17 protein-coding genes are annotated in these 21,194 nt (G+C 65.9%); 4 read left to right on the top strand and 13 right to left on the bottom strand.

What is annotated here, in order from left to right; all coding sequences use genetic code 11:
- Positions 1 to 321 precede the first annotated feature (321 nt).
- Positions 322 to 1,362: a hypothetical protein gene (locus tag HKW67_RS19520; RefSeq protein ID WP_206044505.1), complete on the bottom strand. Its 1,041-nt coding sequence runs from the start codon at positions 1,360 to 1,362 to the stop codon at positions 322 to 324.
- 742 nt (positions 1,363 to 2,104) lie between these two features.
- Here HKW67_RS19520 and HKW67_RS19515 point away from each other — a divergent pair.
- Together HKW67_RS19515 and HKW67_RS19510 are read left to right on the top strand one after the other, a co-directional pair.
- Positions 2,105 to 2,545, top strand: a complete 441-nt coding sequence (locus HKW67_RS19515; RefSeq protein WP_171226981.1) for an OsmC family protein — start codon at positions 2,105 to 2,107, stop codon at positions 2,543 to 2,545.
- A 126-nt stretch (positions 2,546 to 2,671) separates the two neighbouring features.
- A complete protein-coding gene (locus HKW67_RS19510) occupies positions 2,672 to 3,619 on the top strand; it encodes a hypothetical protein (protein WP_171226980.1) in 948 nt (315 codons plus the stop codon).
- On the opposite strand, the gene HKW67_RS19505 is transcribed toward HKW67_RS19510, so the two are convergent.
- From HKW67_RS19505 to HKW67_RS19495, 3 genes are all read right to left on the bottom strand, one after another.
- Complete coding sequence (locus HKW67_RS19505) at positions 3,606 to 6,212, bottom strand: serine/threonine-protein kinase (protein WP_171226979.1); 2,607 nt, start codon at positions 6,210 to 6,212, stop codon at positions 3,606 to 3,608. The two genes, HKW67_RS19510 and HKW67_RS19505, sit on opposite strands and share 14 nt — an antisense overlap.
- On the bottom strand, positions 6,209 to 6,766 hold the full coding sequence (locus tag HKW67_RS19500) for an ECF-type sigma factor (protein WP_171226978.1): 558 nt from the start codon (positions 6,764 to 6,766) through the stop codon (positions 6,209 to 6,211). The genes HKW67_RS19505 and HKW67_RS19500 overlap by 4 nt, the downstream gene beginning before the upstream one ends.
- A 130-nt stretch (positions 6,767 to 6,896) precedes the next feature.
- Positions 6,897 to 9,494, bottom strand: a complete 2,598-nt coding sequence (locus HKW67_RS19495; protein ID WP_171226977.1) for a prolyl oligopeptidase family serine peptidase — start codon at positions 9,492 to 9,494, stop codon at positions 6,897 to 6,899.
- Between the two features lie 206 nt (positions 9,495 to 9,700).
- Between HKW67_RS19495 and HKW67_RS19490 the strand changes: the two genes are divergently transcribed.
- Entirely contained in the window at positions 9,701 to 10,594 is an 894-nt protein-coding gene (locus HKW67_RS19490) for a M55 family metallopeptidase (RefSeq protein WP_171226976.1), read from the top strand.
- Positions 10,595 to 10,624: 30 nt separating this feature from the next.
- On the opposite strand, the gene HKW67_RS19485 is transcribed toward HKW67_RS19490, so the two are convergent.
- From HKW67_RS19485 to HKW67_RS19445, 9 genes are all read right to left on the bottom strand, one after another.
- Positions 10,625 to 10,879 carry a hypothetical protein gene (locus HKW67_RS19485; protein ID WP_171226975.1) on the bottom strand — a complete coding sequence of 85 codons (255 nt, stop codon included), beginning with the start codon at positions 10,877 to 10,879 and terminating at the stop codon, positions 10,625 to 10,627.
- Complete coding sequence (locus HKW67_RS19480; protein ID WP_171226974.1) at positions 10,876 to 12,459, bottom strand: flavin monoamine oxidase family protein; 1,584 nt, start codon at positions 12,457 to 12,459, stop codon at positions 10,876 to 10,878. Before HKW67_RS19480 ends, HKW67_RS19485 begins: the two co-directional genes overlap by 4 nt.
- 135 nt (positions 12,460 to 12,594) lie before the next feature.
- On the bottom strand, positions 12,595 to 13,335 hold the full coding sequence (locus HKW67_RS19475; RefSeq protein ID WP_171226973.1) for a hypothetical protein: 741 nt from the start codon (positions 13,333 to 13,335) through the stop codon (positions 12,595 to 12,597).
- 148 nt (positions 13,336 to 13,483) lie between these two features.
- Entirely contained in the window at positions 13,484 to 13,963 is a 480-nt protein-coding gene (locus tag HKW67_RS19470; RefSeq protein WP_171226972.1) for a DUF3592 domain-containing protein, read from the bottom strand.
- Entirely contained in the window at positions 13,963 to 15,072 is a 1,110-nt protein-coding gene (locus HKW67_RS19465; protein WP_171226971.1) for a hypothetical protein, read from the bottom strand. Before HKW67_RS19465 ends, HKW67_RS19470 begins: the two co-directional genes overlap by 1 nt.
- Complete coding sequence (locus HKW67_RS19460) at positions 15,069 to 15,758, bottom strand: hypothetical protein (protein ID WP_171226970.1); 690 nt, start codon at positions 15,756 to 15,758, stop codon at positions 15,069 to 15,071. Before HKW67_RS19460 ends, HKW67_RS19465 begins: the two co-directional genes overlap by 4 nt.
- A gap of 156 nt (positions 15,759 to 15,914) precedes the next feature.
- On the bottom strand, positions 15,915 to 18,692 hold the full coding sequence (locus HKW67_RS19455) for a BTAD domain-containing putative transcriptional regulator (RefSeq protein ID WP_171226969.1): 2,778 nt from the start codon (positions 18,690 to 18,692) through the stop codon (positions 15,915 to 15,917).
- Between the two features lie 9 nt (positions 18,693 to 18,701).
- Positions 18,702 to 19,100 (bottom strand): hypothetical protein, encoded by a 399-nt coding sequence (locus HKW67_RS19450; protein WP_171226968.1) that lies wholly within the window; start codon positions 19,098 to 19,100, stop codon positions 18,702 to 18,704.
- 40 nt (positions 19,101 to 19,140) lie between these two features.
- Positions 19,141 to 19,890, bottom strand: a complete 750-nt coding sequence (locus HKW67_RS19445) for a PEP-CTERM sorting domain-containing protein (RefSeq protein WP_171226967.1) — start codon at positions 19,888 to 19,890, stop codon at positions 19,141 to 19,143.
- 312 nt (positions 19,891 to 20,202) lie between these two features.
- Between HKW67_RS19445 and HKW67_RS19440 the strand changes: the two genes are divergently transcribed.
- Positions 20,203 to 21,135, top strand: a complete 933-nt coding sequence (locus HKW67_RS19440; RefSeq protein WP_171226966.1) for a hypothetical protein — start codon at positions 20,203 to 20,205, stop codon at positions 21,133 to 21,135.
- Positions 21,136 to 21,194: the final 59 nt, after the last annotated feature.

Here is a 21,194-nt window from a genome sequence, read left to right as displayed (position 1 = left end):
AAGGCACCGGTGCCGCGAAAACTTTCATTACTCCCACCACCGGCCCCAAATGCGTTCCGCTGGATTGCCGTGAACGTTCCGCCGACGGGACTTTGGACGGAAACGGTAAACAGCGGCTGGTCCCTACCTGGATCACCCCCACCGCATCCAACAAGCAGTGCGACCGCGACGACGCTGCGATAGCTCATAGTGTTGCTCCGTGATCCATGAGGTAGTGGGATTTCGGTCGTGCGTCTCGTCACACGCATCGGCATGCCGATGCGCGCGAGCAGCGCGAAGCCGGGCCTGAACAGGAAGCATAGGCCAAACTGACGTCGTGGGTTAGCGGGCACGCGGCCGCGCGAACAGCTGACGCTCCGGCGCGTCATCGAGCTGCCGCGGCTCCGGCGGCGCGGTGGCACCGTGCGCCGCCATTGGCGTCAGCCACGACGAGATCCACCAGCGATAGCGCTCGTCCTGATGCAGCGCCAGAAATCGCGGCCCGGCCCCGGACATCGCCGACGCCGTGAACGGGAGCATCGCGCTCTGGATATACCGTCCGCGTTCGTCGTAATAGTCGAGCACGCGCCCCTGGGTGTCCGATTCGAGTCCCACCAGCACCACGAATCCGCCGTCCACGATGGCGGCATCGACGATGAACGGTTGCCGCAGGCGCGTGCGGTCGGTCGCACGGCCAAAACGCTCGATGGTCGGTGGCGGCCCCGAGTCTCCCGGCGCTCGGAGCGTGGTGAGTTGCGGCGACACTCCGGTGCTCGGGTCGGCGGGCGCGCTCACGATCAGCACTTCATGATCGGTGAGCAACACACACCGCCGCGCGTCTCCATTTCCCCACCGCAGTCGCGACGATGGATCAACCTTCAAGCGATGCCGACCTACCAACGCGTCGTCCTTCGGGTTCGCCGTGAGGGTGAACGCTTCGAGCGCGGTCCGCTGCCCCAACGTGCGCACATGCAGCAGCGTGGCCGGCGACAGGGTGCAGAGGCGACCGCTGCCTCCGCGCAGCAACGGGAGCTCGCGACGGAACATGAAGCCGCCGATCGACTCGCGGACCAGTGTGCTGGTGGCGCTATCGATGACGTCGACCTGACCATCGTCGGTGATACGCGACAACTCGGTAGGCGCGATGATGTCGCGCGGCACTGCCGCGTTGAGCACCGAGTCGATCCGCGCCGGGCGCGTGGCCAGCAACATCCCGCGCCGATTCAGCTCGAACAGTGAAATGCGCATCGGCGACGCCTGCAATAGCGCCACCGTAGTACCACCGGCCCGGAACACGAGCGGCACCATGGTGCTGTCAGTGTGCTCCGTGATGTCGGTGCGCCACTCCTCGCGCTTCGCCGGATAGATCGTGCGCGTCGCCATGGCCGCCCGGAGGGCTGTCGAGGCCTCGTCGCTCACTGGCTCCGTGCGATCACATGCCAGCACACCCACAGAAAGCGCGCAAGGGAGCAAGGCGCGCGCGACTATCCCCCGCACACGTTCCAGCGGACCACGGTCTCGTCGTTGCAGCGGTACGTGCAGAAGCCGCATTTGTTGCCGGCGATGTTCGTGCACGCGCCGTAGCCCGGCACCCGCGCGAACTGCGGGCAGCGGCGCGTCTGGGCTTGAGATTGCACGTGCGACGACGCCGACACGAGCAACGTCAGCACAGACAGCGCGGCATATCGGACTCGGCGGCTACAGCACACGGCCGTGAACATTGGATGGTTTGGCATCTCAGTGAACTACGGAGTCGTGCGAGAGTCGGCAAGGGCCGATCATCGCGGCACGCATTGACTCGCGCGCTCGCCCCCGTGGACTCCTTTCCTCCTAACCTCTGTGTGATCGGTTCAGCGAGGCCAGCTGCCGATTGGGTGCCGGATCACGCTGAGGTGCAGAGGCCGCAGAGGTCGCAGAGACCACCAATGGCTTTACCTCTGCGCACTCTGCGCGCTCTGCAGCTCGGCGTCATCGGTTCCCCCGCATGCCGTCCCCAAGCAGGCTACGCTACACTTCGATCATCCCGGGCACCTTGGGCGCGGATTCGCCGTTCACCCGTCTGTTCAGCCGTGTGTTCATCGGTGTTCACCACCGTCCATCACCGTTTACCCAGCAGGAGTGATCGATGCGTCGTAGCGGAAAGGCCGTTTGGCACGGCACAGGATTGGAAGGGTCGGGGAGCCTCACCACGCCGAGCGGCGTGTTGGCGGAGCAGCCGTACTCTACGAAGATGCGGTTTGCCGACGCCGAGGGGCGGAGCGGTACCAACCCCGAGGAGCTGATCGCGGCGGCGCATGCCGGATGCTTTGCCATGGCCCTGTCGTTTCAGCTCACCGGCGCGGGCTTCGCGCCCACCGCGCTGCACGTAGAGTCGGTGATCACCATGGCGCAGCAGGGCAACGACTGGTCGATGAGTGGGATCGTGCTCACGCTGGATGCGGTCGTGCCGGGCATCGACGACGCGACCTTCCGTGAGAAGGCGAACGCAGCGAAGGTGGGCTGTCCGGTGTCGAAGGCGCTGTCGGCGGTGCCGATCACGCTCGAAGCGACGCTGCACGCGGAGTAAGCGCGGAATAGGCGCAGCGCGGGACGAGGTGCCGTTACGTACGTGTGAGCCGGTTTCACCAGAAAATCCGAAAGAAGAGATGAAGCCTCATACCGACGGCCTTTTCTCGAACTTGGAGGTTCTGCCATGTGGAATTCCCTATCCAGCCGACTCGTCGTAACGGCCCTCTGCGCAGCCGCGCTTGGGGCATGCCGCGACATCACGGTGCCGGAAACGGCGTCGCCGGCGCTCAATGCTGCTCAGACGCCGGCAGCCACCAATCTACAGTTTGGCGATTTCGCATTGCACGTTCCGGCAAACGTGCACCATGTGCGCGGCATCGTGCTGGCGCTCGGCGGGCCCGACACCCGTGGGTTTGCCGTCGGTACATCGTTCCGCGCCCCACCGCTCGTTGAGCCGTTACTGCAGGACCTTGGTGCCCGGTTCCGTGAGCTCGCTGCCGAGCGCGGCTTGGCAATCCTCGGCTCCGGGCGATTCGGACCGACGGCGTACCCCAATGGGCCGGCGAGCGATCTGGCCCTGCTTGCCGCCATCGAGCAGGCCGCCGTGCTGACCGGCCGATCCGAACTCCGAGACGCGCCAATTCTGCTGTACGGACTGTCGGGCGGCGGGCCTGAGGCGAGTGGATTCCTGCAACGGAATCCCGAGCGCGTCGCGGGGCTGTTCCTCAAAGTGCCGAGTGTCGTGGCGCCGTTGTCGGGCGAGGCCCTGAGCGTGCCGGCGTACATGGTACTCGCCGAGTTGGATGTGGTCGTCAACAATCCGATGCTGCGAGCATCGTTCGCCGCGCTCCGTACTGCAGGTGCGCCGTGGGCGCTGGCCGTCGAGCCTGGCGTGCCGCACAACTCGCTCTCACTGGGGCAGCGTGAACTCACGATCGACTGGATGCGCGCCATACTTCCGCTCGGAAACGCCGGCCCGTTCCGGAAAACCTCACCACAGGTGGGCTTCCTCGGCGATCCGACTGACGGGCAGATCGCACCGAGTCACGCGTTCACCGGCGACCTCATTGCGTCAAGCTGGTTCCCGGCACGACCGCTGGCCACCCAGTGGTCGGCGTTTATCGGAAAGTAGAGCGCAGCGTCGCCTCCGAAGCCGGCTTGCGGGCGACGGCAGTCTGGATCGGTCTGAAGTATCCGAGGGCGGGCGCCGGTACGATGGTACGGTTCATACGCGCGAAGGATTGCGGATCACCCACGATCTCCAGCCGATTGCCGCTCCCGCGGAACTGCGCCGGGAGCTCGCCCAGTGGCCCGCCCTCGTCGATGTACCGGTTCGACCTGCGTCCGCTCCCGGTCACGCCGCGGAGCTCAACACGTACCGTGTTGCGATCGCCCGGATGCAGGCGATCGATCTCGGAAGCGGCGCCGGTCAGGCGAAGGTCGGCGACGATGGCCTTTCGTGCGGAGGGAATGCCCGCCGTATTGTCGACGGCAGTGGTGCCGTCCCGGTCGTCACAGGCCGGTGTCGAGATCGTGGTCCCGATCAGCTGTAACTCGACGTGATTATCGGTCGGTGCCGCATTCAACGGTTCCGCGAAGAAACGGCGCCCGCCGGTGGCGATCACGGCGGTCGTGAATCCCTCCAGCCGGTCATTCACTGACTGCACTCGAAGCTGGTTTCTCGTGGATGCCGCGAGGCGAATGGGGATAGGGGCGCCCGAGCCGCCGGTGAAATTCCATCCGAGCAACGGCGAGACGCACGGGTTCGCCCACTCGTTGCGATACAGGTTGCCGGTCGACACAAGATGAACGTTGGAATCGTGCACCGCGTCCGGTCGGCTCACGCCCCCATTGGCCTCGTTGCTCCCGCCGATCACGCTGCCGGCGATCTCGACCCGGATGCTGCTCACCGCCGCGAAGTTATACGCGAAAAAGCCACCGCCTCCCGACGGCGAGCGAATAATGGAGCGGGTCAAGTGCACCGACAGCGCCGAACCTTCATGTGGGGCGGGTTCCTTGCCCATGTTCGGATTCTGCGTGGTGACCCACAGCCCGCGGCCCAGTGCGCCCGAGGGACCGATGGCCAACGGATTCGCATTCACGATCACGGTTTCGATGATCGCGGCGTCTACGCTATCTCGCGGGTGTCGCGAGGCCACCGCAATCACATTACCTGAACGCCCCTCCAGATCGACGATCTCGAGCCCGCGAAGCGTGGTGCGGTGGCCGAGCGTAATGACGCTGCCGTCGCTGCTCTCCATCATGCGAATGGTGGATCGCGTCGCGTCCGTGAAGCCGATGGGCAGCGCTTGTGCATCGAACTGCATCACGCCCGCTCCGATCAGCGTCATGCCGTCGGGGACGGTGATTGGACTCGACACGTCGTATGTGCCCGCGGCGAGGCGCACCGCACGGCCGGCGTTTACCGGATCCATGGCCGCCAGCAGCTGCGCGGCGGTACGGACCTCTGTCGTGTCACGCACCCACGAGAGCACTGGCGCGCGGGCTGATTCGGCGCGCGTCAAGGCGGCGCGGTCCGCGCGAAGCTTGATGCCCCACGACGCGCCGCCGATTGCCACGAGCACGACCGCTCCGGCCGGGAGCAGTACCGCCCGCGCCTGCCGTCGTCGCACACTTTGGCTCCAGAATGGCGCACGGTGGCTTACCGATGCACCGGCTTGGATCGCCTCAAGGTCGGCGAGCAGCGCTCCGGAGGATTGATATCTGGCCGCAGGGTCCTTCTGAATCAGCGCCCCGATGAGATTGTCGATCGCGGGGGTCAGCGCGCGATTCACTTCCGACGGACGGCGTGGCTCCTCGTGCAGCACGGCGTGCAGAATCGCGACTTCGTGCTCGCCGCGGAACGGAAGCGTGCCTGTCAGCATCTCGTACAACATCACGCCCACCGCCCACACGTCCGCTCTCGCATCAACAGGGCGGCGTCGGATTTGCTCGGGCGCGACGTAGCCGATCGTACCGAGCGTCATGCGCGATTTCGTGAGATTGACGTCGCGGATCTTGGCCAGGCCGAAGTCGAGAATCTTCACCGAGCCATCAGCCAGCAACATGAGGTTTCCCGGCTTGAGATCGCGATGGACAACTCCCACCTCGTGCGCGGCGACGAGTCCGAGCGTCACCTGCCGCACAAGCTCGATCGCTTCGTCTGGCTCCAGCGTGCCGGTGCGATTGAGACGGTCCCGCAGTGTTTCGCCGAAGTACAGGGGCATGGCCAGGAAGACACCGTGCTCACTCTCGCCGATCTCGTGAATCGTGCAGAGATTGGGATGATCGAGCGACGCGACGGATCGCGCTTCGTTAACAAAACGCTCCTGTACCGCGCGATCGAGCTGCTCCTGTGGCAGCGGAAACTTGAGGGCGACCGTGCGCCCGAGCTGCACATCTTCGGCGGCATACACGACACCCATACCGCCTGCCGCTACGAAACCCGTGATGCGGAAATGCGACACGACGTGCCCCACGATGCCCAGCGGATCCTGGGAATTCGCAACCGCTGCGGGCACGGCGTGCGGCGACCCGAAGCTATAGTCACGCAGCGCGTCCTCCGAACGGGAGTCGGCGCCGAGCAGCCGCGCGACCGCCGCGTACAGCGTGGCGTCGTCTTGCTTCAGCTCCTGTAACTGTGCTTCGCGCACCGCCGGCTCCAGATCGACCAGCTCGTCGAACAGGGCGCGGGCCCGTTGCCAGAGTGCGCGATCGGGAATCATGCGCCGCGTAACTCGGTGGCCAGCCAGGCCCGAGCGGAGCGCAGGTCCCGCTTCACCGTAGCGAGCGAGCAATCCATCGCTGCGGCGACCTCCTCGAGCGTGAGTCCGCCGAAGTAGCGCTGCTCGACCATACGCGCCTGTCGCTCGTCGAGCTCCTCAAGCCTCGTCAGCGCGGCATCCAACTCCATCACTTTATCGATATCGAGCTCGCCCATCGGAACATCCTCGTGCAGCTCTTCGAGCGCGACCCCGCCCCCGCGTTTGGTGGCCGTACGCGCTCGCGCATGGTCCACGAGAACGTGTCGCATAGCGCGTGACGCAATCGCTAAGAAATGCTCCCGATCCTGCACTGGTATGTCCGAGTCCAAGAGACGCAGATAGGCCTCGTGGACGAGACCGGTCGTGTTGAGCGACCGTTCGGCTGGCGCGGCGCGCAGTCGTTGGCGTGCGAGCGTGCGAAGCTCCGCGTACACGGCGCGGACCACGTGATCGAGGCCGTCTTTCCCGTCCGCTACCGTGTCGCGCGGAAGGTCGGTGAAATCGCTCTTCCCCATTGGGTATTTACGTCCGGAGAAATCGCAGCCGCGGGAGAACTGGAGAGCCTCCGTCGGGAATATGCAGCGCTGCTGGGCGAGTGGCTACGACACATCGCGGACGCGCACCCTCGGCGGCCACGCCTGATAGTCAGAACCACCAGGCGCGGGCCGACGAAAAGCTCGGGTCGCGCGCGAAGAAGCCGTCCTCCGGCAGCTCGTCCGACGGGAACTCGAAGTCCCCGCGCGAGCCTTGCGCGGCGCCGACTGGTGTCGGCTCGGCCGCCGTGATGCCGGAATTCCAATCGGGCGGCGTCACGCCCAACAGCCAGCGCACGAAGAAGTCGTTGCGCTTGCGCGTGCCTTGTGCTCCCGTCGCCCCGTGGCCGCCGTTGGGCACCACAAGCAGATCAAAGTCCTTGCCGGCGCGGATCAACGCGTCGGCCACTTGCAGCGTGGACGACGGATCGACGTTGGTGTCGAGCTCTCCAACGGTCAGGTAGAGATGGCCTTTCAGGTTCTTGGCCGCGCCGACGTTGGAATTGCTGTCGTAGTGCGCGCCCATCTCGCCCATCCACGCTTCATTCCACCAGATCTTGTCCATGCGATTGTCGTGGCATCCCGAATTCGCCACGGCGACATCGTAGAACTCCGGGAAGAAAAACACCGCACCAGCCGCATTCTGCCCACCGGCTGACGTGCCGTAGATCCCCACGCGATCGGTGTCGTACCACGCGTACTTCTGGTTGATCGCCTTGTGCCACAAGATGCGATCGGGGAAGCCGGCATCCTTGAGATTCTTCCACGCCACGTCGTGGAATCGCTTGGAGCGATTGCTCGTGCCCATGCCATCGACCTGCGCCAACACGAACCCGAGTTCAGCCGTGGCCGTGAGATTCTGACCGCCACCCCACGACTTCGGGACGTGATTGTCGTGCGGGCCGGCGTAGATCTGCTCGATGACCGGGTACTTCTTCTTCGCGTCGAACGTTACCGGACGCACGATGAATCCCCAGATGTCCGTCGTGCCGTCACGGCCTTTGGCGACGAACACTTCCGGCGCACGGAAGCCCGCCTTCACCGCCGCCGACATGTCGCCCTGCTCCAGCACGAGCGTGCGGCGGTCGGTGGCGCGTTTCAGCTCAACGACCGGCGGCATGTCGACTCGTGAGTACGTGTCGATGTAGAACGTGCGGTCGGGCGACCAGCTGATCGCGTGCATACCGTTTGCCTCGGTGTACGCGACCAACCCCGTGCCATCGAAGTTGATGCGATAAAAGTGCACGAAGTACGGGTCCTGCCCCTGATTCATGCCACTGGCGCGAAAGTAAATCTGACGATTCGCCACATCGACGCTGTCCACGCCACGCATTACCCAATCGCCCTTGGTAATCTGGTTCTTCACCCGACCCGTCCGGCCGTCCATGAGGTACAGGTGATTCCAGCCGTCGCGTTCGGAGACCCACAACAGGTCGTCGCCCGTGTAGCTGCTGCACGCGCCGCCACCCTGCGCCAAGCGACAATTGGAGCCGAGGTCGTGGATGAAGTTGTGGCCGGCATCGCTGTACATGAAGAAACTCTTCGTCACTTCGTCGATCATCGGCCGCACGGCGCCTGTGTTTGCGTTAACCTCGAGCACGCGGTACGTCATGTGGCCGCGCTGATTGTAGTGGAACGCGTACGCGCCATTGTCCTTGCGCCACACCGGCCGCGAGATCGCGTACGGATTTGGAAACAGCGCACGGTCGATCACGATCTGCCGCTTGGTCTCTACGTCGAAAATGGACGGCTGATTGGTGGCCAGCACATCACCGGGCTTCGCGTAGTTCGATGCGAAGCCGCCAAGGGACCGCGTGTTCTCGGTTTTCGGCTGCAGCTGGTCGGTGGGCGACGAGCGCACGAACGTGACCATGCGGTTGTAGCCGGGCACCTGCCGATAGGCCACCAGCTTTCTCGAATCGGGCGACCATACGATCGAGTTCTGCACGTACGCATCGCCTTCCGATCCGTCGGTACTCAGCAGCGTGTAATTCGGCATCCCGTTCGGTGCTGCGTTGGGGACAGGCGCATTTCGGATCGCGATATTGTAGTTCTGCACGAACGCCACCAGGCGGCAATCGGGCGAGTACACGCCGACATTCTCGGCCGGTTGGCCTTGTCCCTGCCCCGGCGCAGCACCGCCGCAGCGGGCAGCGCCTCCGCGTGCAGCCGCCCCGCGATCACCGCCATTCGGCGCCGCGCTGCCTTCGGCTGGCGTGGCGTCACCGATACGCGCGCAGGCCCCGCCGTTCACCGCGCAGCGATAGCGACCGCCGCTCGCATTCCCTTCAATCGCCAATCCGTTCTCCACGAACACCACCGACGGAAACGGCAGCGTGATGTCGGTATAGCGCTGGCCACTCGCGACCGAGAGCCCCGCGGCGACCGCGGCGTGATCGAAGGCGGGCTGTTTGCTCCATTGATCGGCATCGACCTTCACGAACCGGTTGCCGCCCGGTACCGACACGCGATAGACGGCTTGGTTGGTCCGGCCGACCCACGACAGGCCCGACGTGATACCGGTGGTGAGATTGGCAAACCGCTGGTTGATCGCGGCGGCGCGTCGATAATCGGCGAGTGTGCCCTGCGCGCTGACCACACGCGGTGTGACCGACAACTCGACCGACAAAGCGACCGACCACGCGACCGTGAGGGTCGAGAGCAGCTTCGCGTGATGGATGGCACGTGAAGCGTGATGGTGCAGCGTCATCGAATCTCCTGTCGGGCGGTTGTGGCGTCGATCCGGGGCCATCGGACGGCGTCTCGCCAAGCTTAGGCGCTGATCGCCCGCGTGGCCAGAACGTTGCACGCACCGTCGTTGCCGATACGGCACTATTGCGTTCGAGGCTGGACGAGGTGACCGTCTTTGATGCATGCGTCGGTGTACGCTTCCCCACCCCTTACCACGTGCGATCAATGCTCACGTCCCGCTTCTCCTCGCGGCTCCGCGCGGCGCTTACATCGCTGGCCCTCGTCGCACTGGCCGGCACGCCGGCGCTCGCGCAACCTCGTTCGCAGTCTCGTCCCCTCAAGGTCTTCGTCTCGGTCGACATGGAAGGTCTCGCTGGCGTCGTGTCGGGGAGTGACGTGGGCGGCACGTCGGGCGACTACCAGTATTTTCGCAAGATCATGGCGCAGGAGGCCAGCGCGGCGGTCGCTGGTGCGTGGAGCGCCGGTGCCACTGAAGTGGTCGTGCGGGACTCGCATGGCGCCAAGCAGAACATGCTGCCGGGCGATCTCGATCCCCGGGCCAAGCTGTTGCGTGGCGCGAGCGCGGGCCCGAAGAACATGATGGAGGGCCTCGACAGCACGTTCGCGGCGGTCGTGTTCATCGGCTATCACGCGCGAGCGGGCACGCCCAACGCGATCCTGGCGCACACGTCGAATGGCAACGTGGTCGACTTCTCCATCAACGGCCGCTCGCTGCCCGAGGGCGGCTACAACGCGCTCGTGGCGGGACTGTACGGCGTGCCCGTGGTGTTCGTCGCCGGCGACGGCGCGGTCGTGCGGCAGCTTCGCGAACTGTTGGGCAACGTCGACGGCGTGGCGGTGAAGGAAGCCATCGGCGGCGCGATCAACGGCATGTCACCCACAGCCGCGCAGGACGCCATCCGCCTCGGCGTCGAACGCGCCGTGCGGGCCCGTGCGACGTATCGCCCGTTCGCGATGACCCCACCGTATGCGATGGTGCTCAAGGTGGCCAAAGACGGCAAGACGTTCGATGGTGCCAGCAGTTCGGCGAAGGGCGAGTACACGTTCACAAGCCCCGATCTGTTGGCGGTGCTGTCCGCGTTCAACGCACTCAAATAGCCCTACTTGCGCCGCATGGCGTAGCGATGGCTATCGCCCCGGCGCACTGACGACGGCGGCGTGGAGTTCTCCGCACCGCCGTCGAATGCCGCGCGAGGCGGCATCGGGAAACGAGAGGAACGTCACCGAGATTGAGTCGGAGTGTGTGCGTGCCCCCGCATAGGCCCGCTCGCACTCCGACGCGTTCCGCACGGCGTGAATCGGCCCCACGGCGAGTCGTGTCGCCAGCGCGCCGAGCAACACCACGACGGCCGCACCAGCCGTAAAGCGCATGGCGCGATTCATTTCGCCGCCGCAAGAATCTCGCGCGCCGCTCGCTCGCCCGACTCCACAGCGCCCTCGAGGTAGCCCTGCGCGTTGATGGAGGTGTGCTCGCCGCAGAAGTGGCAACTGCCAACAGCCTCACCTTCGGCCCCGGCGAAACGCGTGTACTGACCCACCCGGTAGTACGAGTACGATCCCAACGACCACGGGTTGCGCGGCCAATCGTCGAACGTGCTCACCCCGGTGTACTGCGCGGTCAGTCCCGGCATCACCGGCTCGATGCGCGTGAGAAATTCGGTCGCGAGCGCTGACGACAGCCCCCCACTCTGCGAATCGGTCACGTTGCCTCCGGTATAGTTCACCAAGATGCCTTTGGTACCGGGCTGCGCACGCGTCACTTCCCACGTGGCCTGATAGCCGCGATCGCTGAAGCTGTCGCCATTGCCGCCGAGGGTGCGCCAGTGCCGGGTGTTGAACTGCAGCGCGAGTTTGACATTGCGGCCCATGCCGAGTTCCGCGATCGCGCGACGCTTCACAAGGGGAAAGTTGGCGCCACTGATGTCCACGCATTCGCGCAGGATGGAGAACGGCAGCGCCAGCACGACACGGTCGGCCACCACCGGCGCACCACCATCGAAGTCGAGCGTGTACCGTGATCCCGTGGCGCGCAACGCGACGAGGGCGCGCGACGTCTCCACCTGACCGCCGAGTCCCGCGGCCATGCGCGCGACGATCTGGTCGTTGCCGCCGCGCACCTTGGACTTTTCGTTGGACGGTCCGAACAGACGCAGTTGTCCCTGACCGACGCCGCCGAGCAGATAGACGAGGTTGAGGGCAGCCTGGTCGGTGCTCTCCGCGCCGTATTCGATGTTGTAGGCCACGTCGAGCATCTTGCCGACGCGCGAGCTCATGCCACCGGGCACGCGCGTGGCGATCCAGTCGCGAATGCTCAGCGCGTCGAGCTCACGGCCGCGCGCGGTGGACTGTGTGTACAGCGTCGGATAGCCCGCTTCGACGTAGTCTCGCTTGAGTGGCTGCCACACCGCCTTGAGGTCTTCCACCGCCTGCCGGTAACTGTACGGCGCACCGTCGAACCAGAGCTGCAATTCGGTGCCGTTGGCTTCGGCGGCGAGCACATTGTCCAACACGAGCCCCAGCTCCTGTGCCAAGTGCCGGATCGCGGTGTGCCCCTGATCGATCAACTCACCGCCGTGCTCCGCGATCTGTGCGCCGAAGTCGCTGCGGTTGGTCCAGCAGCGCCCGCCAAGACGCGTGTTCGCTTCGTAGACCGTGGCGGCGATGCCCTGCTCTTTCAAACGCCGCGCGCAGGTGAGGCCAGCGAGCCCGGCGCCGATCACCACCACCCGTTCCGACCTCGTGGTCTTCGTGCTGCGCGGCGTAGCGGCAATTCCCGTCGGCGACAAGTCGCGACAGCCCGCCACGAGCGCGCCCGTGGTGAGCCCCGCGGCACCGACGAAGGCACGTCGCGTGAACGGCCGCTCGGCGATCGACAGAGTCGGGCGGCCGGTATCCGGAGCAGAGCCGGATTTCGCGGCCTCGGCGAGCGCGTTCGACAGGAACTGCAGCAGGGGTGTACGCATGGAGGGGGAAGAGTGAAGGATCGGGAGCGCGGTAGCGGCGGGGCCGACTACCTCGCGATTACGATGCGGCGAAATTCCTTTCCGCGCGAGCTCAGCCGCTCGTCGAGCGAGTCTGCACGTGCGGCTGCGTACGAATTAGTGCTCATTCCTCGGAGCACACCGGGGATACCCGAACCCCATATTCATGCCCTTCATGAGCCAGGGGCTCGGTACCACGCGCCAGGCACCCGCCTTCCGACGCAGGAGTACCAGGTCCGGCGGTGGGGTGTCGTCCCCGTCCATAGCATTACCGAAGACGTCGATCGACGTGAGTACATACGCGGTCGAGTCGTTCACCTCGACGGCCGCGAGGACGGCCCGCGTGAACAGCGACAACGTTCGGAGCGAGTCGGCGCTCACCTGAGGACAGTTGAGCTTCGCGACGGCGCGCCGCAAGCTGGCGTTGGGGTCCTGCGCTTCGAGCCAGCGCACGGCGCCGTCTGCGGGCGTGAGCGCCTCGAGCGCGCGAAGCGACGTGATGCCGATGAAGTCCTGGGAAAAGTCGTCAGGCGGCCGATTCGCGTCGTAGCGACGCATCTTCGCGACCTGCCACTCGGCCACCGCGCGGGGCATCGTCGAGTCCTGCGCCATCAGTGTTTCGACCGAGATCGGTGGCTCCGCTCGGGTCATGCGGGCCATGTTCACCCGTTCCCGAAGGAGCCGCGCGAACGCGTCCATGTCGAGATACGCCGCGGCGCTCGCCCAACGCTCCGCGCGCACCGCCGCGAAGAAGCTGTCGGCCACCGCTTTTGGTGCCAACGGCGTCGGTGCCTGCGCCTGTGTTGGTACGGCACGCACCACCACGACGATTGCGAGCGCCAGCCATGTCCATTTCATAGTGCCCCCGTCGAATTGACTCTCCAGCGCTGCGCGCCACTGCCGCGTCGCTCCACAATGTGCGGCGAAACCGTCGCTGTCGACAGCCGTCGTCGATGCGCGACGATGTCGTCAGGCGGGGCGATGGCACATGCGTGGTGGGCGAGAGTCAGATGTACTTACTCACGAACCACGCCACGAGCGGTACCAGCAGCGCGAGCACCAAGAACACGATCGGCGCGCTGCTGCGCTCGGCGATCAGGAACGCCTCGCCGGGGTGCGACGGGTCCACGTACGCCGGCACGGTCGCGTTCACCGGATACGGCGCGAGCACCTCCTCGACCGCCTCTCTCGACGCGTAGCCGCGTACGATGATCGTCGGATACAGCAGGTCGCTCTCGTACGCCTTCCCCGCCACGACGTAGGTGAATCGCAGGTCCGGTCGATGCGTGGTGGTACTGTTGCTGCTGATGAGCCGACCGTCGGTATCCGCGCTGGTGCTGGTATGCACCGCGGAGTACGCGATGGTCGCCACGATTTCCACCGCGTTCGCCAGGCTTCGGCGCTGCTGCAGAAACTGGGTCAGCCCGACGTACAGGAACATCACGCCGAAGCCGCCAAAGATCAGCATCGTGATTGCGCGTGCCATTAGTCTTTCTCCGGAACGCCAGGGGTCACGAGGGTGCCCGCGCGCCAGCGGCGGTGCACCTCGGGAAGCTCATCGAGGAACCAGCGCAGCGAGGTGAGCCGCGTGTCGTCTTCTTGCTCTTCGATCCGCACGCTGGCGGTATAGTAGAAGTACACGAACTGCCGATCGTGCTGCATCGCCGCGAGCACGGCACCAATGCCGGCCAGCGGGAGGTATTCGTTCTCCTGATTGTTGAACAGCCATTCGCCTTCGCTGACTTCGCGCCACCCCATCGACCGTGCGATCCGCTGATCGGTCGCGTCACCAACACCGCGTTGCACAGGGCGAGGACGACCCACCACGGACCCATTGGCGGGCCCACGCACGCGACCGAGCGGCACGAGCAGTTGGTAGCGGGGTTCGGGCTCCGCCATCCATTCCAGATAGACGCCGTTGCGCAGCACGGGCTTGCCCGGCACCAACGCCGTGTAGCCTTCGCGCTGCAGCATTGCCTTCGCGGTCGCCAGGCGGCGCGCGCGCTCTTCCGCCTCCTTGCCCGGCGCCGCGCGCATCGCGGCAAAGCGGGCCAGCGGATCTCGAACGAGCTGGAATGACTGCGCGATCCGTGGCAGCTGCGCGAGCACGTCGTTGGGCTTCACTTCCTTCTTCACGGCGTGCCACGCGATTTGCAATCGCCGTGCGCGGTCGCTGTAGATGTACTCGACGGCGGGTTCGCTGAGGTTGCCCCGCGAATAGATCCCCTCGGTCATCCGCAGCGTGCCGGATCCGACGACGCGGGTCGTCGACTGCTGCCGCGGCTCGTAGCGCATGGCCATGTACCGCGGTAGCGCCGCATACTCGGCGTCCGTCGCGTCGGGCGCCATGATCGACACGATCATGAGTTGCTTATACGTCGTGGTGCTGCCCATCGACGCCCAGAAGTAGGTCGACGAGAATTGAAACGTCAGACGACTCTCCTGCTCCTCGACGATCGCCCGGTTTCCTTCGTTCTTGAGGCTTGTCGGGAGCGTGATCGTACCGAGGTCGGCGAGCGGGCGCTCCGTGAGTCGGGGTTGCACCGAGAACATCATGGCGAAGGCACCCAGGCTGAATAGCGAGTGAAGGGTCATCGTCCGAGTTTCCGGTCGAGGTCGAGAAACGCCCGTTCGGCGGCGCGAATATCGGTGGCGCGCGCGGCGCCTTCGCCGCCACTGCTGGCCTGCGCGCCCCAGGCATACCAGAGCGATATGCCGCGCTCGCGGAGCCAGTGGTGTACCGTCAGGTCGAGGTCGAAGGCATGCGTGCGCGCGTGCGCGCAGAGATCGCTGGCGACGGGCGCGCACAGGTCGCCGCGACGATCCTTCGCGTTGAGCATGGCTATCACTTGTTCTTCGGCCTCATCGAACCGCTGCCGCGCCGCCAGGGCCCACACGCGTTCCATCGCGTCCCCATAACGGGCATAGCTGCGAACCACGTCGTTCCGCACGGGGGGAATGTCGGGCATCACGGGCACGTGGCCGACGCCCGGAATCCAGCGCTTCCCCTCGATGTCAGGGCGAACGTACTCGCCAAGCGCGAAGTACTCGCGCATGCGCCCGTTACCCGGACCGGTCGTCGACGCGAGCGCGAACCACATGGTGTCGTCCTGTCCTTCTCGCTCCCAGCGCACCGTGATCATGCGGGTCAGGCCATCGAAGCCGAGCTCGCGAATCCGGCCCTGTTCACCAACGCCGTGGTATGCACCGCGCGCGTCGGTAAAGTCCTGAATCACCGAGATCAGGTGATCGACGGAGAGATGATCGATGGTGATGCCCATGGGCACGTGGGGCCAGAGACGGAGAGAACGGCTGGACACTCACGAAGCTAGGACGCGCGCGCATCGGAAAATCACCGCCGAGTCTCCGGCGTAAGACGCATGCAGGCAATCGGTTACCTCCGGAGTGCGGAGGCGCCGCGGCTCAGCGGCGAGGACTCAGCGTCGCTCCAACTGCAATGACCATACGTCGGCTTCACGCTCGGTCAGGGTGAAGTACAGGAACCGGGCGTCCATCGTGAACTCCGGCCGCGGTGAAGTCCGACGCGGATCATCGAAGCGCAGGAGTACTCGCGGCGCCCCCAACGCGCCGTTTTGCAGCGGGTACGACCAGAAACCAATCCCGGTCGCATCCTGGCCTTTCACGATGATCGCCGTTCCATCGCCGGTGACCGCCCCGCTCGTGGTCATCACTGGCCCGCGTGTGTCGGGCGACAGCAGCACCCGCGAGGTACTTTCTCGAAAGCTGCTATCGGCGAGGCGAATCGTGCCGGGCGCCGAGAAGTACACGATCTGCCGCCCATCGCCGATGTAGGAGGCGGCGCCTGCGCCGGCCGTTGTCACGCGCCGCGTGGGCCCCCACGTGGTGTCGTCCAGCCGGTCCGTGCGATAAAGGTCCCCGTACTGACCGGAACCGCGAAAAAACAGCAGGCCCTTGCCATCGGCGGTCCACGCTGGGGAGAACTCTTCCAACGCCTCATCGTTGGGGTGCACGAGGCGCGTCGTTCCGCCGCCGGCGGGCACGTACGCGGCGCGACGTACGTTGCCCCGAAAGGTGTAGTACGCAATCCACTGGCCGTCGGGCGACCAGGTGGGGTGAAAATCATCGACCGGCGATGACACGATACGCTCGGCCTCGCGATTGACTGGGGCCCCGTCGCGCAGCGCGAGGCGAAAGATGTCCTGCTGTCCGGCGACATTCGCGTCGTACGCCAGCCAGCGGCCATCGCGCGACACGGCCATGCCCTCGACGACCTGCGTGCCCTGCGTCACGCGCGTGGCGGCGGCGAGTGTCGCCGGTGCGTCGCGAGGAATCGGGATCGACCAGATGTTCGTCAGCTGGCGAAACACCGCGTACGCCAATTGACGACCGTCGCGCGACGCCGAGACGCTGTGCACGTCGAGGCCGGCGGTGATGCGTTCGACCTCACCGCGCAGCGTCCCGTCGTCCGTAATGTGCGCGGCAAAGAGATCGCGGGTGCCACCGCGATTCGAGACGAAGATCAACGTGCGCTGATCGAGCCACACGGGACTGGCATTCAACGTCGTGGGTGGCACTAGGACACGCACCGGGCGCGCGGCGTCACGCCCCGACGGCGGGTTGGCCGTGGCGATCAGGACAATGGCGCTCGGCCCCAGATTCCCGATGGCCACGCCGAGCGTCGACTGATACGCACGATTGCCGATCGTAAACTCCGCATTCCCCGACACAGCGGCGAGCCACCGTCCATCGGGAGACCACGCGAGTCCGTGGATCTGGGTGGCGCCGGTCGCGATCACGCGGCGCGTACCCCCGCTGACCGGCATACGAAAAATCGTATCGCCGGTCACCCAGGCCAGCTCTTGTCCGTCGGGCGACCAGACGGGCGACGACGCGAACCACTTGTCGTTGGGCCGGGGCGCCAGCACCAGCCGCGCGGTGCCGCCAAGAGCGGGCACGACCCAGACACCGCCGTCCGCCTGAAAGGCGATCGACGTACCATCCGGCGACCAGCGCGGTAGACGCTGATCACCCGCCACGGAGGCCGCGATCGGCACTGCCTGGCTCCCGTCGCGCTGACGAAGGTAAAGGCGCATCGCGCCCTCGTCGCCGGCCACGTAGGCAATGTTCAGCCCGTCCGGAGAGATGGCCGGATCGAGTTCGAACGACTCATCGGCGGCAATTCGCCGAGCCGCCGACACGCGGAGACTACGCAAGTCGACATCGTCGAATCGCGTACTCGCCTCCGGCTGGGCTTTCCACGCGAAGAGCCCAAGCGCGGCGACCGTGATGCTCAGCAACGCCACGATCGCCGCGCGGCTCCGGCGCGGCCCCGGGCGTGCCGGCTGCGCGATGGGCGCGATGGGCGCGGCCGCATGCATCGTCGGCGACTCCGCCGGCCGGGCCTCCGGCACTGGCAGCGGCATCGGCACTGGCATCACGGGCACCGGCAACGGCTCGGACGACGCCCGAGGGGTCTCGGCGATTGTCGCCGGCGCCGCTGGCGGCGGACCGGGTGTCTCCAGCTCAGCACGCAGCTGCTCCGCCAGCGCCGTTACCGAGGCTGCGGCTTCGGTTCCGAACTCCTGCGCCACGAGCTGCTCGTGCACGCGCGCATGGCGAATGGCGCCGATCCGATCGCCCGCCGCTGCCCTCGCCCGCATATACGCTTCGGCAATCCGACCACTGAACGGATCCATGGACGCGCGTTGGCGCCACCAGTCCACCGCCTGATCGGTCTCGCCGCGCTTCGTAGCGTTGACCGCGAGCCGCTCGAGAAGCGTCTCGTGTCGCCGCGCCAGCTCCGCGCGCTGCTCTTCAATGCGCCGGTCGAAGTCCGCCAACCCGGGGACACGAAAGCCGTCGAGAAAGGGACCACTGTACAATCTGGCCGCGCGCTCGAGTTCGCCACCGTCGATCGCGTCGGCATACTCGAGGACATCGCAGGTGGCGACGTCACGATTGAGGCGAAGCTCCTGCACGCCGAGTAATAGCTGTTCGTCGTCGAGCCCCGTTCGCAGCGCGTAGAGTGCCTGCGTGAGTCCGCGACGCGCCACCTCCTCGCTTCCGTCGGGCCAGAACAGTTCGACCAACCGATCGCGGGACACGCCGCGCTCGCCGGACTGCGCAATCGTCGCCAGAATCGCCAGTCGACGAGGCTGCGTCGCCGACGGCGCCGGGAGGCGTTGGTCGTCGCGGGCGACGGAAAGTCCACCGAACAAGCGGATTCGAATCATTCCGCCAAACTAGCGCTCCAGCGTGACCTCCGCCGCCCGATACAACCAGACGCTCACCCCGATCAGGGCCGCGCAGGGCGCTAGAAACAGCCACTGCCCGGCCGTCGGCTTGCTGGTTGGCATCACGACGAGGATGACGAGACTGGTGGCCGACAGCACGAGCAGGCAGACAGCACTGGCCCGGCGCAGCCCCGGTGCGAACCCAGCCAACGAAAGGGCCAGGCAGAGCACTGGGAGCACATAGATACCCCACCGCACCAATCGGTCGGCGTGAGTGAATAGGACATTCAATACCGCCAACATCCCCTTCGCGCGGGCCGCCTGCCCGACGATCAGGAAGGCGGCCGCGATCAGCGCGTAGGGGAGTGCCACGACGGTGGCGACGAGGTGGGCGAAGCCACGCAGCACGGCGCGGACCGGATGACGATGGTGACGCTGTTGGCTTGACCTACGCGCGGATGCGGCGACGGCGCGCGACGAGGCCGAGCGTGGCGAGACCGGCCGCCATCAGGGCATAGGTGGACGGCTCGGGGACCGTCGTGCTGGGCGGCGGGCTAGAGGTGATCTGTGTACCGAGAACACCCAGCGCGTAGTCGCGACTGGCCCAACTATACAGGCCTTGAGCGGGTTCCACATAATTGTACAGGTCGCTGGACGTCGACTTCACGAAGAAATCACCGTCGATCAGCGCGTTGACGCCGTTCACGCCTCCGGTACTGTTGAGATAAATGTCGACCTGGCTGGCGTCCAAGCCGACGGGGGCGAGGCCGACCCAATACGTGCCGGCCGCGAGCATCACATTCAGACCGGAGACCGTCGATCGGATCCCCTTGTAGTCTCCGTAGTTGGTGCCGGTCAGGCTATTGGTCGTCGGACCGAGGCCGGACCACTCGAGCTTTCCGGCGTTACCCGTCGACATGCCGCTCCGAATCTCCCAATTCGCTGTCAGCCACGACGAAACTGAGCCCTTCGTGTTGAACTCACCAAAGACGCCGGTCACGTTCCAACCCGCACCACCCACGACAAAGTTTTCGAAGATGATCTGATTCGAGCCTGACCCGTTGATGGTGTTCGACGCGGACGTCTGGCCGTCGCCATTCCATTGCCCGTTAAAGAACAGCGTTTGCGCAGACGCGGTCGTTTGCGTGGCCAGTACGAGAACGGCCGAGGCAAGGCCGCGTGTAATCCATCGGTGCATGTGTTCGCTCCGGTTGCAGGTCTCAGGGGCGCCGATTTTCGCGGCGCACGTCACGAGACTACGGTATTCGGCGAGCGCATCGCATTCTCGTCAAAAAGTCTTCTGCGTAAGTCATTGACCTGCTGTCATTTGCGCGCGGTTGCTGTCGGCACGGTCACAGCGTCGGTGCACGCGGGGCACAAGGGGACGATCACCACCGACTCCCCCGCGCGGACACCGCCAGCGGTGATCGCTGGGTGAGTGCCGTTGCTAAGGTTGTCGACATCGCCGGTCGCCACCCGCTCGCCAGCAGACCCCTCGCAGCATTCAACCGTGACCGACCGCCTCCGCTTCATCAGACTCGCACTCCTCCTGCTGGCGTCGCCGGTGATCGCGGCCGTCGACGCGCCGGCGCAGTCGTTGGCCCGCCCGAGCGCCTCGACGCTCTCACCGTCGCTGTTTGGCACGTGGCGTATTCGCAGCGGGATCGTCGCACCCTGGGTCACGACCGACAGCCCGTCGTGGAATCGTGCGGCGTATCTCGCACACTTGGTTGAGCTTCGCCCGACGGCTCTCGTCGGCCCGGGGCCGTTCGCGTGTGCCGCCCCGCGCTACGAGCCGACCCTCATGCCACCGGAAGCACTTTTTCAGGGGAACCTGCCGGCGCCGGCAGCGACGACCGCACGAGCACTCGGCTTTGCCAGCGGGCTCGTGCGCGGCATCAGCATCCGCTGTGCTTCGGGGATCTTCGAGGTGCACGTCGTAGACGCCACGCATCTGATGGTGGCGGTCGACAACGTGATCTGGACCTTGGATCGCTCGCCGGGCGCCCTCGCCGCCGGGAAGACGGCGGAAGGCGTGGTGCAGGCGCTCGCGACGACGCCCACACCACCGTGGGCCGACGTGGCCTGGCGTACGCAGGCTTCGGCGCGGCAGCTGGTGCGCGACAGCACGGTATCGCCCGCAATGCTGTCGGCCGATTTCGATGGAGACGGTCGGCCCGATGTGGCCTGGCAGGTCCGGCATCGACTCACGCACGAACGTGGCATCCTCATTGTGCACGCCAGCGGTCGTCCGGCGCAGCTGTGCGGCGCCGGTGTGCCGTTCGGAAACGGCGGCCGCAACTTCGATTGGATGGACAGCTGGCAGGTGGTTCCACGCGATATCGGTGCGGGCGCTGCGCTGCTGGTAGCCAAGGCCGAATCCGCCAGCGGGCGTATCGAGTTCCGCGCCGGGCGTTATCAGTGGCGTCAGCAAGGGGACTGACGCCGTGTGCCGTGTGCGTGTGCCGTGTGCGTATGCCGTGTTCCGCAGTCCGATCTTCC

The sequence above is a fragment of the Gemmatimonas groenlandica genome (assembly GCF_013004105.1).
Classification (GTDB): domain Bacteria; phylum Gemmatimonadota; class Gemmatimonadetes; order Gemmatimonadales; family Gemmatimonadaceae; genus Gemmatimonas; species Gemmatimonas groenlandica.
Note: the sequence above shows the minus strand (reverse complement) of the source record. Positions and strands in the feature narration are given on the sequence as shown.

Bases quoted from the DNA above. Each gene is read 5' to 3' on its own strand.
- HKW67_RS19500 (WP_171226978.1), bottom strand. From the start codon at position 6,766: ATGGGGAAGAGCGATTTCACCGACCTTCCGCGCGACACGGTAGCGGAC.
- HKW67_RS19470 (WP_171226972.1), bottom strand. From the start codon at position 13,963: ATGGCACGCGCAATCACGATGCTGATCTTTGGCGGCTTCGGCGTGATG.
- HKW67_RS19475 (WP_171226973.1), bottom strand. From the start codon at position 13,335: ATGAAATGGACATGGCTGGCGCTCGCAATCGTCGTGGTGGTGCGTGCC.
- HKW67_RS19505 (WP_171226979.1), bottom strand. From the start codon at position 6,212: ATGATTCCCGATCGCGCACTCTGGCAACGGGCCCGCGCCCTGTTCGAC.
- HKW67_RS19480 (WP_171226974.1), bottom strand. From the start codon at position 12,459: ATGCGTACACCCCTGCTGCAGTTCCTGTCGAACGCGCTCGCCGAGGCC.
- HKW67_RS19465 (WP_171226971.1), bottom strand. From the start codon at position 15,072: ATGACCCTTCACTCGCTATTCAGCCTGGGTGCCTTCGCCATGATGTTC.
- HKW67_RS19495 (WP_171226977.1), bottom strand. From the start codon at position 9,494: ATGACGCTGCACCATCACGCTTCACGTGCCATCCATCACGCGAAGCTG.
- HKW67_RS19460 (WP_171226970.1), bottom strand. From the start codon at position 15,758: ATGGGCATCACCATCGATCATCTCTCCGTCGATCACCTGATCTCGGTG.
- HKW67_RS19485 (WP_171226975.1), bottom strand. From the start codon at position 10,879: ATGAATCGCGCCATGCGCTTTACGGCTGGTGCGGCCGTCGTGGTGTTG.
- HKW67_RS19445 (WP_171226967.1), bottom strand. From the start codon at position 19,890: ATGCACCGATGGATTACACGCGGCCTTGCCTCGGCCGTTCTCGTACTG.
- HKW67_RS19455 (WP_171226969.1), bottom strand. From the start codon at position 18,692: ATGATTCGAATCCGCTTGTTCGGTGGACTTTCCGTCGCCCGCGACGAC.
- HKW67_RS19510 (WP_171226980.1), top strand. From the start codon at position 2,672: ATGTGGAATTCCCTATCCAGCCGACTCGTCGTAACGGCCCTCTGCGCA.
- HKW67_RS19520 (WP_206044505.1), bottom strand. From the start codon at position 1,362: ATGGCGACGCGCACGATCTATCCGGCGAAGCGCGAGGAGTGGCGCACC.
- HKW67_RS19490 (WP_171226976.1), top strand. From the start codon at position 9,701: ATGCTCACGTCCCGCTTCTCCTCGCGGCTCCGCGCGGCGCTTACATCG.
- HKW67_RS19515 (WP_171226981.1), top strand. From the start codon at position 2,105: ATGCGTCGTAGCGGAAAGGCCGTTTGGCACGGCACAGGATTGGAAGGG.